This is a genomic window from Pseudomonas paraveronii, from assembly GCF_963681955.1.
Classification (GTDB): Bacteria; Pseudomonadota; Gammaproteobacteria; order Pseudomonadales; family Pseudomonadaceae; genus Aquipseudomonas; species Aquipseudomonas paraveronii.
In genome coordinates this window covers 6,358,430-6,374,363 of record NZ_OY817130.1, presented here as the reverse complement: position 1 = coordinate 6,374,363, position 15,934 = coordinate 6,358,430, and the positions used below count along the sequence as shown (strand labels likewise).

General features: G+C 63.4%; 14 protein-coding genes. 8 read left to right on the top strand and 6 right to left on the bottom strand.

From position 1 onward, the window contains the following. Genes U5A08_RS29590 through U5A08_RS29570 form a run of 5 tightly spaced genes read right to left on the bottom strand, consistent with a single transcriptional unit; the run spans position 1 to position 4,753 of the window. Positions 1-621 carry a lysophospholipid acyltransferase family protein gene (locus U5A08_RS29590; protein ID WP_253400217.1) on the bottom strand — a complete coding sequence of 207 codons (621 nt, stop codon included), beginning with the start codon at positions 619-621 and terminating at the stop codon, positions 1-3. 9 nt (positions 622-630) lie between these two features. Continuing rightward, the gene (locus U5A08_RS29585; RefSeq protein ID WP_276195550.1) at positions 631-1,074 is read right to left on the bottom strand and encodes a hypothetical protein; all 444 of its coding nucleotides are present in this window, start codon (positions 1,072-1,074) and stop codon (positions 631-633) included. Further along, complete coding sequence (locus U5A08_RS29580; protein WP_253400215.1) at positions 1,064-2,362, bottom strand: phosphatase PAP2/dual specificity phosphatase family protein; 1,299 nt, start codon at positions 2,360-2,362, stop codon at positions 1,064-1,066. The genes U5A08_RS29585 and U5A08_RS29580 overlap by 11 nt, the downstream gene beginning before the upstream one ends. 2 nt (positions 2,363-2,364) lie before the next feature. Then, complete coding sequence (locus U5A08_RS29575; protein ID WP_321849657.1) at positions 2,365-4,119, bottom strand: bifunctional alpha/beta hydrolase/class I SAM-dependent methyltransferase; 1,755 nt, start codon at positions 4,117-4,119, stop codon at positions 2,365-2,367. A gap of 10 nt (positions 4,120-4,129) precedes the next feature. Next, positions 4,130-4,753 (bottom strand): CDP-alcohol phosphatidyltransferase family protein, encoded by a 624-nt coding sequence (locus tag U5A08_RS29570; protein ID WP_253400213.1) that lies wholly within the window; start codon positions 4,751-4,753, stop codon positions 4,130-4,132. A 319-nt stretch (positions 4,754-5,072) separates the two neighbouring features. On the opposite strand from U5A08_RS29570, the gene hflK (U5A08_RS29565) reads away from it, so the two are divergent. The 8 genes from hflK (U5A08_RS29565) to cfaB all read left to right on the top strand — a co-directional run bounded on the left by hflK (U5A08_RS29565) (position 5,073) and on the right by cfaB (position 14,246). Continuing rightward, complete coding sequence (hflK, locus tag U5A08_RS29565) at positions 5,073-6,998, top strand: protease modulator HflK (protein ID WP_321849656.1); 1,926 nt, start codon at positions 5,073-5,075, stop codon at positions 6,996-6,998. Positions 6,999-7,010: 12 nt separating this feature from the next. After that, positions 7,011-8,000 (top strand): protease modulator HflC, encoded by a 990-nt coding sequence (gene hflC, locus U5A08_RS29560; protein WP_253400211.1) that lies wholly within the window; start codon positions 7,011-7,013, stop codon positions 7,998-8,000. Next, on the top strand, positions 7,997-9,031 hold the full coding sequence (gene hflK / locus U5A08_RS29555) for a protease modulator HflK (RefSeq protein WP_253400210.1): 1,035 nt from the start codon (positions 7,997-7,999) through the stop codon (positions 9,029-9,031). The genes hflC and hflK (U5A08_RS29555) overlap by 4 nt, the downstream gene beginning before the upstream one ends. Next, on the top strand, positions 9,028-10,914 hold the full coding sequence (locus U5A08_RS29550; protein ID WP_321849654.1) for a cation-translocating P-type ATPase: 1,887 nt from the start codon (positions 9,028-9,030) through the stop codon (positions 10,912-10,914). The genes hflK (U5A08_RS29555) and U5A08_RS29550 overlap by 4 nt, the downstream gene beginning before the upstream one ends. A 115-nt stretch (positions 10,915-11,029) precedes the next feature. Beyond that, positions 11,030-11,281, top strand: coding sequence for a BufA2 family periplasmic bufferin-type metallophore (gene bufA2 / locus U5A08_RS29545; RefSeq protein ID WP_253400208.1), 252 nt, complete (start codon positions 11,030-11,032; stop codon positions 11,279-11,281). Between the two features lie 68 nt (positions 11,282-11,349). After that, positions 11,350-12,195 (top strand): MNIO family bufferin maturase, encoded by an 846-nt coding sequence (bufB, locus tag U5A08_RS29540; protein WP_253400207.1) that lies wholly within the window; start codon positions 11,350-11,352, stop codon positions 12,193-12,195. After that, entirely contained in the window at positions 12,186-12,974 is a 789-nt protein-coding gene (locus U5A08_RS29535) for an HvfC/BufC family peptide modification chaperone (protein WP_321849653.1), read from the top strand. The genes bufB and U5A08_RS29535 overlap by 10 nt, the downstream gene beginning before the upstream one ends. Positions 12,975-13,061: 87 nt before the next feature. Beyond that, complete coding sequence (gene cfaB, locus U5A08_RS29530; protein WP_321849652.1) at positions 13,062-14,246, top strand: C17 cyclopropane fatty acid synthase CfaB; 1,185 nt, start codon at positions 13,062-13,064, stop codon at positions 14,244-14,246. A gap of 124 nt (positions 14,247-14,370) precedes the next feature. Here cfaB and U5A08_RS29525 read toward each other — a convergent pair. Then, positions 14,371-15,745 (bottom strand): IS3 family transposase gene (locus U5A08_RS29525; protein WP_425262816.1). Its coding sequence is split into 2 segments (ribosomal slippage): positions 14,371-15,264 and positions 15,266-15,745, totalling 1,374 coding nucleotides; the frame shifts between segments, so codons are not numbered across the junction. Between the last annotated feature and the right edge of the window lie 189 nt (positions 15,746-15,934).

The following is a 15,934-nucleotide window of genomic DNA, read 5'->3' as shown; positions in this document are numbered from 1 at the left end:
TCAGAAATGCTCCGGTGCGAGGGCGAGCAGGGCGTCGCGGGTGCGGGCAAGGAAGGCCGCTTTGTCTTCGCCGTCTTCCAATTGCAGTGGGGCGCCGAAGCTGGTGGTACACAGCAAAGGCAGCGGCAGGACGCGGCCCTTGGGCATGACCCGGTTGAGGTTGGCAATCCACACCGGGATCAATTCGGCCTGTGGGTAACTTTTTGCCAGGTGATACAGGCCGCTTTTAAACGGCAGCAAGCCATCCTCCAGATTGCGTGTGCCTTCGGGAAAGATGATCAGCGAGTCGCCGCCTTCCAGCGCGGCGAGCATGGGCTGCAAGGGGTTATCCACAGGGTCTTTGCGTTCACGGTCGATCAACACGCCGTTGAATACGCGGCGGATGATGTAGCGGCGCAGCGCACTTTTATTCCAGTAGTCACTGCCGGCCACCGGGCGCGTGAATTTGCGCAGGTTCTGCGGCAGCGATGCCCACAGCAACACAAAGTCGCCGTGGCTGCTGTGGTTGGCGAAATAGATGCGTTGCACCGGCAACGGCGCGCATCCCAGCCACAGGCTGCGGGCGCCGGTGACGGTGCGGGCCATCGAGGTAATCAGGGTGGCAACCACGGGTTCGAACATGAGGATTCCTTATCCGGCGAAAGGTAGCCAAGGGCTGGCGAGGATCACGCCCAGGGTCAGCAGCACTTGCGCGCCGAGCAGCCAGGCTTGCTTGCGCAGCAATTTGAGGGCGCCGCGACGGCGTTCGGTCCAGGGCCGGCCGGCGCGTTTGGGCGACTGCAGGCCGAGGGTTTGCAGGGCCTGGTCGAGGTCCGGGGTGCGTTCGGTGTCGCGGGCGAGCAGGGTGAACAGGTCGGCGTCGAAGGCCACGCGCAGTGCCCAGTACTTCTGCAGCAGGCCGAGGATAATCATCCACAGGCTGAGCAGTAGGCAGATCGGCGCGACGCTGGCCATCAACAGTTGCGCCAGGCCGAATAACACGCCCAGCAGCGTCAGGCCTGTGGATAACTGATCCAGTGAGCGGCCACGGCGCAGCAGGCTGGCGACGACCTGAAGTTCCATATCAGCAGGCATGGGGCAAGGCCTCCAAGGCATGGCGATGAGCGGGATGCAGGACCACCTGGGTCCGTGCTGTACGAATAATAGCCAGTGCTTGATCCACCGTGGCGGCGCGCCCGCTGTGCAGCAGCCAGGCGGCGACGGCGGTAGCGCTGCGCGAATAGCCGAGGGCGCAGCACACCAGCACGGCGCCGCTGGCGCGCAGACGTTCGATGGCTTGCGCCGCTTGCAGGCATTCGGCGGGGGTCGGCGCGATCAGGTCGAGTACGGGGACGCATTGATAGGCGCGGCCCTGTGGATTAATCGGCAATTCCGCGCACAAATCGACGATGGCCGTGAATGAACCTTGCTCTCGCGCGGTAGGCAGCCGCCCGAGCCAGACGTTATCCACAATCAGGTCGGGTTGTGGATGCGTGCGTGTCCACCACCGCGAATTGAGCCACGCCGCGGCCAGATACGGTGCATACAGCCAACGCGCGGCGGGGGTCAGTTGACCGTCGGCACGTTTCTGGAAACCTGGCGCGCCGAGGACGACGTAATTCGCCTTGATCAGCCCCAGGGACAGCGCCGGCCACAGCAGCCACAGCCACCCGCCGCCGAGGGTAAACGCGAGGATGATCAGCGCCAGCGCGCCCAGGCCATAGCGCAGCCCCAGCCGCCAGCGCGTGGAATCGCGGGTCAGCCGCGCATTCAACAGCGGGCTCGGGTGTTCCAGCGGCCACAGCCACACGCACAGCCAACCCGCCAGGGCGCCTGTGGGTAAGTCAATAAAGTGGTGTTGATAAGTGGTCAGCACCGAAACCCCGATCAGCGCGAACCAGCCGTGTACCAGCCAACGCCAGGCGCCCTGGGTGTGACGTTGGTACATGATCCACAGGATCACCAGCAGCGCGATATGCAACGACGGCGCCTGGTTGAACGGTTTATCGAAACCGGCCAGCACGGCAAACAGCCAGCCGAACACGCCGTCCAGCTCCGGTCGTTCGAAGGTGAAGCGCAGCGGCCAGATCAGGAAGCAGCTCACGGCGATGAGCTGCGCACTCAGCAGGCGCAGCGCATGTTGCTTCAGTTCATGGCGGCTGTTGGGCAGCAGCAGGGAGAAACCGTAGAGCAGGTCGATGGTCCAGTAGGGCACGATGGTCCAGGCCCAGAACGGCATGTGGGTTTCCCAATCGAACACCAGCGTGCCGACGTCGCTGCGCTGGCTGGTGACCCATGTGGCAAAGCCATAGGTGCTGAAAAACAGCGGCGCTAACAGCAACAGCCACAGGAACGCGGGCTTTAACAGGCCGGGCTCGCGCATGTTCAGATCTTCTGCGCCAGGGACACGGTAAAGATGCCCCACTCATCCACCCGCTGGGTGATCTTGCGGAAACCGGCGGCTTGCACCAGTTGATCCATTTCTGCCTGGCTGCGCCGGCGCATCACCCAGGCCTGGCCCTGGCGATGGCTGGTCAACGCGCGGGCGATCAGTTCCAACTGCGGGTGCCACGGCTGGCCGGTGTAGACCAGATAACCGCCGGGCTCCACGGCTTCGGCCAAGCCCGCCAGCGAACCGCCGACCATGGCGTTGTCGGCAAACAATTCATACAGCCCGGAGACCACCGCCAACGTCGGCTTGGGCGCCAGCGCCGCCAGGTCCGCGCGGTCGAACGCGTCGCCTTTGACGAATTGCGCGATATCCCCCAGGCCTTTTTCGCGAATCAGTGCGCCACCGTCGCGCACGTTGATGTCGCTGTAGTCGCGCAGCAGGATCGATTCCGGCAGCGGCGAAACGCCCTGCAAGGCTTCGAGAATGTAGCGACCGTGGCCGGCGGCGATATCGACGATGCGCACTTCGCGGTCCGCTGTGCGCAACTGGGTCATGGCCAGGCGCAGCAGCTCTTCGACGTTCAGCTTGCGCTGGCGAATGCCGCGCCAGCCGATGGAGTTGAGGTAGTTGCTGTCGATCATCCGGCCCAGCCGGCCTTTGCCGGTGGGCGTGTTGCGGTACACGTAGTCCAGGGTGCTGCCGGAGTCGAAACCGGTGTCGAAGCCCAGCTTCACGCCGTCTGACAGCGTTTTGCCCAGGCCCATGCTGGCGCGGGTCATACGCCAGTACAGGTCGCGCAGGGAATTGCGCGGCAGCGGCGCAGCGAGGGATTCGGATTCGGCGCAGGTGGCGCCCAGCTTGTCGGCATCGAGCAGCGAGGCGCGGTCCAGCGGGTGCGTGAAGTTTTGCAGGATAAAACGCCGGGCGCTGCTCACGGCCACGGCGCGGTCGCGCTCGCCGAGGGTGTCGTGGAAGAAGCCGGGGAGGATATGCAGTTCTTTTTTCAGGCTGCCGAGGCGGTCGAAAAACTGTTGTTGGGGTTTGCGATGCACCACGAAGTCGGAGCCAGAGATCAGCAGTTGGGTCGGCACCTGGATCGCCTGGGCATCGGCGACAACCCGGTCGGCCGCTTCGTACAGGCCGAGCAGCACATTCACCGAAATCGCCTTGGTGATCAGCGGGTCGCTGTCGTAGGACGCAACGCGTTCCGGGTCGTGGCTGAGGAACTTGGCCTTGACGTAACTGTTGACGAAAAAGTTGCCGCGAAACTTGCGCATCAGCGCCAGGCCCGGCCGGGCGAAGGGCACGTACAGTTTGACTTTGAATGCCGGGGAGGCGAGCACGAGCGCGCGGATTTTCGGCGCGTAGTCGTGGACCCAGGTGGCTGCGATCACCGCGCCGACGCTTTGGGCGATGACTGCAGTATTTTCGGCCTCGACGCCGTAAGTGGTGCCGATGTGGTCGCAGAACGTCTGCACGTCGCGGGCGCTGGTGGCGAAGCTGGGGCTGTCGCCGCGCTCGCCGGGAGATTGGCCGTGGCCACGGGCGTCCCAGGCGAAGAAGTCGAAATGCGGCAGGTTCAGTTCATCGACCAGGTGGGCGATGCGCCCCGAATGCTCATGGCCGCGATGGAACAGCAGGATCGCCTTGCGCGGCTCGCCGTCCGCTGGGGCGGTAGCCGGCCAGTGCCGGTAGAAAAGCTCGACGCTATCATGGGTACTGAAGGTGTGTTCTTGCTGTTCGCGCATCGCAAAATCCTTATGCAGAAGGGGAAATGTGTTGTTCTTCTTTGAGGCCCTGACGCACCCGGTTGACCAGGGTGTAGGCGAGCAGGGCGGCGACCAGCCACATCACCGTGTCGACCCAACCGGCGCCGAGCCAGCCCAACGCCACACCGGTGGCCAGCACGCCGAGGACGAATGCCCGATCACTTTTGCCCATCGGCCCGTCGTAGCGCCGTGACGCGCCGACCATCGGCCCGAGCACCCCGGCGTATTCGCTGAACACCGCCAGCAAGGTCACCAGCAGCACCGGCGCCAGGCTGACGCCGGGGATCAGCGCAAAGGGCAGGATCAGCGCGCTGTCGGCGATCACGTCGCACAGTTCATTAAGGTAGGCGCCCAGGCGCGACTGCTGGCCGAATTCCCGGGCGAGCATGCCGTCGATGGCGTTCAGGGCCATGCGCACGATCATCCACAGCGGGATCAGCGCAAACACCCAGAGGTGTTGGGCAAAGCCGGCGATCAGCAGGCCGACCAGCAGGGAGATGACCCCGGCCAGCACGGTGATCTGGTTGGCGGTGGTGCCGTTGTCATAGAGACGCTGCACGAGGGGGCGCAGCAGGTTTTGAAACCGCGGTTTGAGCTGATAGATCGAAATCATGGGGGTGACGCTTCCTTGTCCGTGAACCCGCGAAAAACTGCTCGGGAGTGTGCCGATTAATCGTAGCCTGCACCAGTGATGGCGCGTGTTTATGGGGGTTTAGTCACGCTCCGGAGCGCGATGAAGAACAAATGTGGCAGGGGGCTTGCCCCCGATGGCGGCGGACCGGCCAACCCATGCATCAACTGACCCAGAGCGATCGGGGGCAAGCCCCCTCCCACAGTGGATCTGTGTTGCATGTAAAGACGGCGTTCAGCGAACAAAAATTTCACGCATTGTGTTATATCGTAACGAATTATGTACAAGCGGGCATGAGTGGATGCAAGTGGATCTAGAAGCTGACGGCGCTTCGGTTGAAGGCCTGCCGCGTTTTCAGCAAGGGCTGTTCCATGCCCGTCGATTGAGGCAAGCCGGTATCAGCCTGACTGCCGTGGCCATCAGCGGCTGGGTGTTGGCGCTGTTTGTTGCGCTGTTTGCACCGGTGTCGATCTGGCCGGTGGTGTTGATCAACTGCGCGTCCGCGCTGCTGGTGCTGGTGGCCGGGTTGCAGTCGGCGTGGTGGGTCGCCGATTGGCGTGCCCAGGCGCTGGAAGCGTCGGCACCTGAGTTACTCGTAGCAGAGGACGAACCCGCCGGCTGGCAGGCGCGCCTGGTGGGGCGTTTTGGCAGAGGGTTGCTGGCCCAGATCGGCGCGCCGGTGTTGTGGCTCGGCGGTTGGTCGTTGTTCGCGCTGGTCAGCATCATCGAGTTCTGGAACCTGGGCTTGCCGGCGGCAGCGGTCGGCCAATCCGCCAGTATCGGCGCCGCGCTGGCCTTGGCATTGGCCTTTGGCCTGCTGGTGTTCGAGCGGCGCCTGGCCCAGGAAACCGCCGCGCAATGGCCGGAAGCCGCGCAGTTGGCGCAACTGAGCCGGGTGGCGATTGCGTGCCTGCTGATCAGCGCGATTTGCCTGCTGTTTGCCAGTGCCGGGTCGGTGTGGCCGCTGCGCCTGGCGACGCTGGTCGGGCTGTTGCCGGCGCTGGTCGCGCTGGAGTTTCTGTTACGGGCCGTGCTGTCACTGTTCAGCCCGCGCCAACCGCGCCTCGAACCGCGCCTGATGGCGCAGAGTTTTATCGCCGGTCTGCTGCGCTGGCCGCCGCAACCGCTGCAGGCCTTGCAGCACGAATTGCACAACCGCTTCGGTATCGACCTGCGCCAGATCTGGGCGTTTACCTACATGCGCCGGGCGTTTCTGCCGGTGCTGCTGGTGGTGCTGGCCGTCGGCTGGGCGCTGACGGGGGTGCATGAAGTGCCCCTGCAAGGCCGTGGGATCTATGAGCGCTTTGGCAAACCGGTGCAAGTCTTCGGCCCTGGCCTGCATGCCGGGTTGCCGTGGCCGTTGGGCCGCGTGCTGAACGTGGAGAACGGCGTGGTGCATGAGCTGGCGACCAGCGTCGGCGAAGCCGCCAGCCCGGAGCTCGCGGCGGCCGAAGGCCCGGCGCCGCTGATCGCCAACCGCCTGTGGGACGCCAGCCATGTGAATGACAAATCCCAGGTGATCGCCAGCAGCCGTGGCGACAAGCAGAGCTTCCAGATCGTCAATATGGATGTGCGCTTCGTCTACCGTATCGGCCTGACCGACCAGGCCGCGCTTGCCGCCACCTATAACAGTGCGGATGTGCCGACCCTGATCCGCAGCACCGCCAGCCGTATCCTCGTGCATGACTTTGCCTCGCGCACCCTCGACGAATTGCTCGGCGAACAACGCACCGGCCTGGCCGACGAGATCGGCCGCGCCGTGCAAGCGGACCTGCAAAAACTCGACAGCGGCGTGGAAATTCTCGCCACGGTGGTCGAAGCCATCCACCCACCGTCCGGTGCCGCCAACGCCTATCACGGCGTGCAAGCGGCGCAGATCGGCGCCCAGGCGCTGATCTCGCGCGAACGCGGCGCCGCCAGCGAACAAACCAACCAGGCCCTGCTGCAAGCCAGCACCGTCCGCGACCAGGCCCAGGCTACCGCGCGCGAGGTCAATGCCGGCGCCCAGGCGGCGGACCTGCGCTTTGCCGCCGAACAAAAGGCCTACGCCAGCGCGGGCAAAGCCTTCGTGCTGGAGCAGTACCTCGGCCAGCTGACCCAGGGCCTGGCCCACGCCAAGCTGTTGATTCTGGATCATCGCCTGGGCGCCGACAGTGCGCCGACGATCGATCTGCGTTCTTTTACCTTGCCGGCCGATCCCTCGATGCCGCGTAAAGCCGTTCAATAAGGAGTCTGTCTGTTGAGCGCTCATTCTCACGATCATGGTCACCACCACCACGGCCACCATCACCACCACCACGGTGATGAACAACCCGCCGGCCCATTCCCTTGGCGGCGCATGGCCTGGGCCGTGCTGCTGGTGCTGTTTGCGGTCGCGGCCGCGAGCCTGGTGCAGGTGCGGTCCGGCGAAGCCACGGTGATTACCCGTTTCGGCAACCCGTCGCGGGTGTTGCTGGAGCCGGGCCTTGGCTGGCGCTGGCCGGCGCCGTTCGAAGCGGCGATCCCGGTGGACCTGCGCCTGCGCACCACCTCCAGCGGTTTGCAGGACGTCGGCACCCGCGATGGCCTGCGCATCATCGTGCAGGCTTACGTGGCGTGGCAGGTGCAGGGCGATGCCGACAATGTGCAGCGCTTCATGCGTGCGGTGCAGAACCAGCCGGATGAAGCGGCGCGGCAGATTCGGACCTTTGTCGGTTCGGCGCTGGAAACCACGGCGGCCAGCTTCGACCTGTCCAGCCTGATCAATACCGATGCCAGCCAAGTGCGCATCGCCGATTTCGAAGCGCAGTTGCGCCAGCAGATCGATCAACAATTGCTCACCACCTATGGCGTGCGCGTGGCGCAGGTGGGCATCGAGCGCCTGACCTTGCCGTCGGTGACGCTCACCGCCACCGTCGACCGCATGCGCGCCGAGCGTGAAACCATCGCCACCGAACGCACCGCCGTGGGCAAGCGTGAAGCGGCGCAGATTCGCTCTGCCGCCGAGCGCGATGCGCGGATCGTGCAGGCCGATGCCACGGTGAAAGCCGCCGACATCGAAGCGCAATCGCGGGTCGAAGCGGCGCAGATTTATGGGCGCGCCTACGCGGGCAATCCCCAGCTGTACAACCTGCTGCGTTCGCTCGATACCCTGGGCACCGTGGTCACCCCGGGCACCAGGATCATCCTGCGTACCGATGCTGCGCCGTTCCGCGCATTGGTGGATGGGCCGAAGGATGTCCAGCCATGACCGAGCGTGACAGCCCGGACAGCCCGTGGATCCAGGCCGGGCGCCTGACGTTCATGGCGCTGTACGCGGTGACGGTGTTGGCCGCCCTGGCCTGGGCGTTTTCCAATGTGCGCCAGATCGACCCGCAGAATCGCGCCGTGGTGTTGCACTTCGGCGCGCTTGATCGGATTCAGAATGCCGGGCTGTTGCTGGCGTGGCCGCAGCCGTTCGAGCAGGTCGTGCTGTTGCCGGCGGCGGACCGGGTGATCGAGCGGCGGGTCGACAACCTGCTGCGTTCCGATGCCGCGGTGCAGGCCGACCGCGTGGCCAGTTTGGCCACGCCGTTGAGCGATGCCCTGGCCGGCTCCGGCTACCTGCTGACCGGCGACGCCGGCGTGGTGCAGCTGGATGTGCGGGTGTTCTACAAGGTCACCGAGCCGTATGCGTTTGTGTTGCAGGGCGAGCACGTGCTGCCGGCGCTGGATCGTCTGGTGACGCGCAGCGCCGTGGCCCTGACGGCGGCGCGGGATCTGGACACGATTCTGGTGGCGCGCCCCGAATTGATCGGTAGCGACAACGGCGCCGCCGAGCGTCGTGAACGGCTGCGCGGCGACTTGGTGCAAGGCATCAACAAGCGCCTGGCGCAGTTGACCGCCAGCGGCTTGGGAGTGGGCATCGAAGTCACCCGCGTCGATGTGCAATCGAGCCTGCCGAGCCCGGCGGTGAATGCCTTCAATGCGGTGCTCACCGCCAGTCAGCAAGCCGACAAAGCCGTGGCGAATGCGCGGACCGACGCGGAAAAACTCACGCAAACCGCGAACCAGCAGGCTGACCGCCTGGTGCAAGTCGCCCACGCCCAGGCCAGCGAACGCCTGGCCAACGCCCAGGCGCAAACCGCCACCGTCGCCAGCCTGGCCCAGGTCAAAGACCCCGGCTTGCTGTTGCGCCTGTACCGCGAACGCCTGCCGAAGATTCTCGGCCAGGCCGGTTCCGTGACCACGGTCGATCCCAAAGACGACTCCCGCTTGATCATTCAGGGAGCCGAACAATGAGCGCGCCCATGCTGACATCCGCCGAGCAGCGCAGCGCCGCCCGGCAATTGACCCTGGCCATGCTCGCCCTCGGTTTGCTCGTGCTGGGCCTGGTGTGGCGCTGGCTGGCGCCGGACCAGAGCGGCGTCAGCCAGTTGCTGCTCGGCGTGGCCTCGCTGCTGGTGGCCGTGCCGGTGATGCGCTCGGCCTGGTACAGCCTGCGTTTTCCGAGCCTGCATGGCATCACCGACCAGCTCATCGCCCTGGCGATGCTCGGCGCGTGGGCCACGGGCGATCTGCTGACCGCCGCGTTGCTGCCGATCATCATGATCTTCGGCCATGTGTTGGAAGAGCGCAGCGTGATCGGCTCCCAGGAAGCGATCCATGCCCTCGGCAAACTGACCCGTAGCCACGCACGCCTGGTGCAGGCGGACGGCAGCATCAGCGAAGTCGACAACGGCACGCTGAACACCGGCGACATCGTCGAAGTGCGCGCCGGCGACCGCGTGCCCGCCGATGGCGTGGTGCTGTCGGGCCAGGCCAGCCTCGACACGGCGCCGATCACCGGCGAGTCGGTGCCGCTGGAAGCCAGTGTCGGCGTGCAAGTGTTCGGTGGTGCGATCAACCTCGACGGGTTGTTGCGCCTGGAGGTGACCCGCACCGGCAACGAGTCGACCCTGGGCAAAGTCATCGCCCTGATGCAGAACGCCGAACGCTCCAAGCCGCCGATCACGCGGCTGCTGGAGCGCTACGCCGGCAGCTATATGGTGTTGGTGCTGTTGCTGGCGGCGGTGACGTGGTTTGTTACCAATGACGCCCAGGCGATGCTCGCGGTGTTGGTGGCGGCGTGCCCATGCGCGCTGGTGCTGTCGGCCCCGGCCACGGCGATTGCCGGGATTGCCGTGGCGGCGCGGCATGGGATTCTGATCCGCAGCTCGGCGTTCCTCGAAGAGTTGGCGGACCTGACCTCGCTGGTGGTCGACAAGACCGGCACCCTGACCTTTGGCACCCTGCGTTTGCAGTCCATCGAAACCACCGCGCCGGACCGCCAAGGGTTGTTGAACCTGGCGGCCAGCCTCGGGTCGGCCAGCAGCCACCCGGTCAGCCGCGCGTTGGCGGGGTTGGCGAGCCAGGAACAGCTGTTGGTGCTCACCGACATCCGCGAACGCCAAGGCCTCGGCGTGGTGGCCCGGACCGCGCAGGGCGAAGCGGCGCTGGGCCGGCCGGAGCTGTTCGAGCAGTTGGGCATCGTCACCACCCGCGTCCCCGACCATGATGGCCCGATTGCCGGGCTGGCCTTGAACGGTGCGTTCCTCGCCTGGCTGTTGCTCGCCGACAGCGTCAAACCCGAAGCGCGCCAGGCCCTGCAAGAGCTGCGCGACCTGGGCCTGGGTCGCCAACTGCTGTTGACCGGCGACCGTCAAAGCGTGGCCGACAGCCTGGCTCTCGACGTCGGCATCAGCGATGTCGAAGCCCAGGCGTTGCCGGAAGACAAACTCAACCGCGTATTGGGCGAGATCCGCAGCGGTTTCCGGCCGATGGTGGTGGGCGACGGCATCAACGACTCCCTGGCGCTCAAAGCGGGCGTGGTCGGTGTGGCCATGGGCGCGGGCGGTGCGGACATCGCGCTGGCCTCGGCGGATGTGGTGTTGATTGGCAGCGACTTGCGCCGCCTGGGCACGTGTGTGCGCTTGAGTCGCCAGTGTCGGCACACGTTGCAGGTCAATGTGATCATCGGCCTGGGCTGGACGCTGGCCATCGTGGTGTTCGCCGCGTTTGGCTGGTTGGGCGCCGCCGGCGCGATGATCGCGGCGGTGTTGCACAACCTCAGCACCTTGCTGGTGCTGGGCAATGCCGGGCGTTTGCTGCGGTTTCAGGAGCCGCTGTCGAAGCTGGAGAAATAACTGTCAGGTTTTTTTCGAGGGTGCTGTAACGGCAAGGGGTCACCTCACTCTAGGGGTATGTCGGGACTGAGCATGTTGCTCAGCCGACCTAACCACGCTCTATGAGGATGACCCCATGACCATCAAAAACGCCATTTCCGGTGCTGCCCTGGCGCTCGCTGCTGCCACCCTGTTTGCCGGTGTCACCACCCAGGTACAGGCCGCCGACGCTGCGGTGCATTGCTACGGCGTCACTTCCTGCAAAGGCATGAATGACTGCAAGACCGCTGAAAACGCCTGCAAGGGCCAAGCGGTTTGCAAGGGTCATGGTTTCAAGGCCATGACCAAGGCGGCGTGCGACGCGGCCGGCGGCAAAGTCGGCGAATAATCGGCGACCGAGTGCAACCGCAGCGGTTGCCACCTGCCGCTGCGGACACTTTTGCCCAGGAGTGTCTGATGTCTATGTCCCTTCCGAGCCTGGGTTACGGCCTGGGTCTACGCAGTGAGTACTATCAGCAGATCCTTGAACAATCGCCGGCCGTGGATTGGTTCGAAGTGATCTCCGAGAATTACCTGGTGCAGGGCGGTAAAGCCTTGTACTACCTGGATGCGATCGCCGAGCGCTACCCGCTGGTGATGCACGGTGTGTCCCTGTCCATCGGCGGGCCTCATGCCCTCGATATCGATTACCTCAAGCAGCTCCAGCAACTCGCCGCGCGCATCCAGCCGGCGTGGATCTCCGATCACCTGTGCTGGAGCCGTGGCAGCGCGCATCAATTGCATGACCTGCTGCCCCTGCCTTACACCGAAGAAAGCCTGTATCACGTGGCCAGTCGTGTGCTGCAGGTGCAGGATGTGTTGCAGCGCCCGCTGGTGCTGGAGAACGTCTCCAGCTATGTGCGCGCCAAGGCGGATGAATTCACCGAGTGGGAATTCCTCAACGCGCTGACCCGATTGACGGGGTGCCAGTTGCTGCTGGACGTCAATAATGTGTACGTCAGCTCGCGCAATCACGGTTTCGATGCCTGGACGTTCATTCACAACCTGCCGCCGCAGAGCATCCGCCAACTGCATCTGGCGGGGCATATGGACTACGGCGATTACGTGGTCGATACCCATGACCATCCGGTGTGTGATCCGGTGTGGGCGCTGTATCAACAGACCCTGGAGCACCTGGGCCCGGTCTCGACATTGCTGGAGCGCGATGACCATTTCCCACCGTTCGAAGAGCTGCTCAGCGAGTTGGACAAGGCTCGCACGCTGGGTGCGACCGCCTTGGCCAGGAGAACGCTATGCGCCTGACGGATTGGCAACAGGCCTTCGAAGAGCACTTATTGGCCGAAAGCCCCGTGGCCGGCACCGGCTTTGCCGCCACGTTGCTGGGTGGTCCTACGCTGGATGTGGAAACGGGCCTGGCGATTTATCACAACGCCTACCTGTCGCGGTTGCAGGACGTGTTACGGCAGGACTTCGGCGCCCTCTGGTATTGGCTCGGGGATGACGAGTTTGCCGCGCTGACCGAGGCCTACGTGCGTCGCTACCCGTCCGCCCACTACAGCCTGCGCTGGCTGGGCCAGCGGTTCGCGGCGTTTATCCAGGAGCACCTGGTGGCTGAGCAAAGCGCGCCGCTGTCTGAGCTGGCGCGGCTGGAGTGGGCTTTCACCCTGGCGTTCGACGCGCCGCCGGGTACACCGCTGACCGTGGACGATATGGCGCGACTGTCGCCGCACGACTGGCCGGGTTTGCAGGTCACCCTGGCGCCGACCGTTCAGCAGATACTCTGCCGCTTCAACACCGTAGAGACCTGGCGCGCCGGCAAGGCCCAGTCGGACTTGCGCGCCAGCCAGCCTCTGGATGCGCCGCAGATCTGCCTGGTGTGGCGCCATCAGCAGGTGAGCCGCTACCGCAGCCTGGAACCCGCAGAAACCTGCGCTTTGGCGGGTATGGTGACCACCGGCTGGTGTTTTTCAGAACTGTGCGCGCAGTTGGCAGTCAGCTATGGAGAGGGTGCGCCCCTGCAAGCGGTCTCATGGCTGAAACAGTGGATTCAGGACGGTTTGCTCGAACGCCGATTTCCATAGGCGCAGGTTATGAAATCGATAGCTTTCTACGCTGTCGTAGGATGGTCTACCCTCTTTCCAGACGTCTGAAACAAGGGGGGACTACTCATGCTCGCGCAACTTCCACCGGCCTTACAGAATCTTCAGCTACCGCTGCGTCTTCGACTCTGGGACGGCCATGAATTCAACCTGGGCCCCGAGCCCAGTGTGACCATCGTGGTGAAGGACCCCACGGTTGTGTCCACGCTTTTCCATCCCACGCTCGATTCATTGGGCGAAGCCTTCGTCGAGGGCAAGCTGGAGCTGGAAGGCTCCATCGCCGAGGTGATCCGGGTGTGTGACGAGTTGAGTCATGCCCTGATCGATGACGATGTGGACAATCATCCGGTGCGCTCGATCCACGACAAGGCCACTGACGCGGCGGCGATTTCCTACCATTACGACCTGTCCAACGAGTTCTACCAGTTGTGGCTCGACCAGGACATGGCGTATTCCTGCGGTTACTTCGAAACCGGCAGCGAATCCATCGACCAGGCCCAACAAGACAAATTCCGCCACCTGTGCCGCAAGTTGCGCTTGCAGCCGGGGGAGTATTTGCTCGATGTCGGCTGTGGTTGGGGCGGGCTGGCGCGGTATGCGGCGCGGGAGTTTGGGGTAAAAGTGTTCGGCATCACCCTGAGCAAGGAGCAACTGGCCCTGGCCAAAGAGCGCGTGAAAGCCGAGGGCCTGGAGGATCAGGTGGACCTGCAACTGCTCGATTACCGTGACCTGCCCCAGAACGGCCGTTTCGACAAAGTGGTGAGCGTGGGCATGTTCGAACACGTCGGCCACGCCAACCTGGCGCAATACTGCAAGACCCTGTTTGGCGCGGTGCGCGAAGGTGGCTTGGTGATGAACCATGGCATCACCGCCAAGCACATTGACGGTCGCCCCGTGGGCCGTGGCGCCGGGGAGTTTATCGAGCGCTACGTATTCCCCAACGGCGAACTGCCGCACCTGGCGATGATGACCGCCGAGCTCAGCGAAGCCGGGCTCGAAGTGGTCGACGTGGAAAGCCTGCGCATGCACTACGCACGCACCCTCGACCATTGGAGCGAACGCCTGGAAGACAACCTGGAAGCGGCGGCGAAGCTGGTGCCGGAACAGGCATTGCGCATCTGGCGGTTGTACCTGGCCGGTTGCGCCTACGCGTTTGCGCGGGGCTGGATCAACCTGCACCAGATCCTGGCAGTAAAACCCTTCGCCGATGGCAGCCACGAACTGCCGTGGACGCGGGAAGATATCTACCGCTGAAGCGCTTTCCCGCAGCCCCGCGGATGCAAAATGTGGGAGGGGGCTTGCCCCCGATTGCGGTGTGTCAGCTAGCGGATTGGGCACTGATTCACTGAAGTGCGCCCCAAAAGTTGGACAGTGATTGTTAGGCTACAGCGGACCGGGCTCTGTACGCTACAGGGCTCAGTCCGCCAAGCTTCGTTTTGATTCGTTTATGGTTGTAGTAATGGATGTATTCAGCCAGTCCAGCCTGCAACTGAGCCACGCTGTCGAAGCTTTCCCGGTAGTAAAATTCTGACTTCAACGTACCAAAGAAGCTCTCCATTGTGGCGTTGTCATAGCAGTTTCCTCTGCGTGACATGCTCTGTTCCAACCCTGCTTTTTCTAGTTGATCCCGGTACTTTGGGTATCGATAGTGCCAACCCTGATCCGAGTGCAGCATGGGTTTGACGCCCTCAGGCAAGCGCTCAAGAGCTTGTTCCAGCATGTCGCCCACCAACGCATATTGGGGGCGTGTGGCGGTCTGATAAGCCACGATTTCTCCGTTGTACAAGTCTAAAACTGGAGACAGATACAGCTTTCCGCCAGCCACTTTGAACTCGGTGACATCCGTTACCCATTTCTGATTCGGTTGTTCAGCCTCGAACTGACGAGCCAGGGTATTGGGCGAGACTTTTCCCATCGGCCCTCGATACGATCTGTATTTCTTCGGTCGTACCGTACATTTCAGACTCAACTCCCCCATCAGTCGCCGCACCGTTTTACTGTTGATCAACTGTCCGTTGCTGCGCAGAGCTAAAGTCATACGACGATAGCCGAAGCGCCCCTTATGCTCGTCTTGAAGGCTCTGGATAGAGGCTTTCAGCGAAACGAACCGGTCTGCTCCGTCCATCGCCTTGAGTTGGTAGTAGTACGTGCTGCGGGCGAGCCCAACCAGTTTGAGCAAAGGGTCCAAAGGGAAGCTTTGCCTCAACTCAGAGACTAATCGGGCTTTTTCTTCGCTTCTTTCTCGCGCCTCATTACCGCCTCGCCTAACTCCCCAAGCTTTTTAGGTAGGCGTTCTCCATGCGCAAATACTGGAGTTCATCAAGTAAAGCCTTGTGAGCACGCTCTTGGTCGGTGAGTGGGGCAGCCGTTTTTCGAGGTTTAGCTGGTGGTTTGGACATAGCGATATTCAATCCTTTTTCCCCTGAGGCCAGGGCTTCAATACCGCCACTGTAATACTGCTGCTGCCATCTGCCCACTTGGGTAGAGTCACCCAGATTGAAGAGTGCCGCTGCGCGGCGAAAAGAGAGGGAGTCACGCCACATGCGTTGCAGAACGGAGAACTTGAACAAAGCACTATAACGTCCACCGGAACTACTCAGACTGGCCTCACCGTGCAGCCGGTAAGCTTCCACCCAGCGGCGAAGCAAAGTGGGGTCCATTTGAAATCGGGCTGCAATATGGCGAAAGCCTCGGCCTCGCTCTAGGAAGGCGGTAATGGCGGAAAGTTTGAACTGCGCGGTGTACTTGCTCATGAAAAAGCCCCAGGAGTTGGATGAGTGTCCAACTTTTGGGGCGCACTTCATCACCGCAATCGGGGGCAAGCCCCCTCCCACATTTTTACCGCAGTGTCTGTTAGAGAATCGGTGAGATAAGCCGCGCGATCCGCATGCTGGCAGTAAAACCCTTCACCGATGGTCGCCACGAACTGCCGTGGACGCGGG

Excerpts from the sequence above, each read along its gene's own strand:
- U5A08_RS29550 (WP_321849654.1), top strand. The coding sequence starts at position 9,028 with ATGAGCGCGCCCATGCTGACATCCGCCGAGCAGCGCAGCGCCGCCCGG.
- U5A08_RS29580 (WP_253400215.1), bottom strand. The coding sequence starts at position 2,362 with ATGCGCGAGCCCGGCCTGTTAAAGCCCGCGTTCCTGTGGCTGTTGCTG.
- U5A08_RS29575 (WP_321849657.1), bottom strand. The coding sequence starts at position 4,119 with ATGCGCGAACAGCAAGAACACACCTTCAGTACCCATGATAGCGTCGAG.
- cfaB (WP_321849652.1), top strand. The coding sequence starts at position 13,062 with ATGCTCGCGCAACTTCCACCGGCCTTACAGAATCTTCAGCTACCGCTG.
- U5A08_RS29570 (WP_253400213.1), bottom strand. The coding sequence starts at position 4,753 with ATGATTTCGATCTATCAGCTCAAACCGCGGTTTCAAAACCTGCTGCGC.
- U5A08_RS29590 (WP_253400217.1), bottom strand. The coding sequence starts at position 621 with ATGTTCGAACCCGTGGTTGCCACCCTGATTACCTCGATGGCCCGCACC.
- hflK (WP_253400210.1), top strand. The coding sequence starts at position 7,997 with ATGACCGAGCGTGACAGCCCGGACAGCCCGTGGATCCAGGCCGGGCGC.
- hflK (WP_321849656.1), top strand. The coding sequence starts at position 5,073 with ATGCAAGTGGATCTAGAAGCTGACGGCGCTTCGGTTGAAGGCCTGCCG.
- bufA2 (WP_253400208.1), top strand. The coding sequence starts at position 11,030 with ATGACCATCAAAAACGCCATTTCCGGTGCTGCCCTGGCGCTCGCTGCT.
- bufB (WP_253400207.1), top strand. The coding sequence starts at position 11,350 with ATGTCTATGTCCCTTCCGAGCCTGGGTTACGGCCTGGGTCTACGCAGT.
- U5A08_RS29585 (WP_276195550.1), bottom strand. The coding sequence starts at position 1,074 with ATGCCTGCTGATATGGAACTTCAGGTCGTCGCCAGCCTGCTGCGCCGT.
- U5A08_RS29535 (WP_321849653.1), top strand. The coding sequence starts at position 12,186 with ATGCGCCTGACGGATTGGCAACAGGCCTTCGAAGAGCACTTATTGGCC.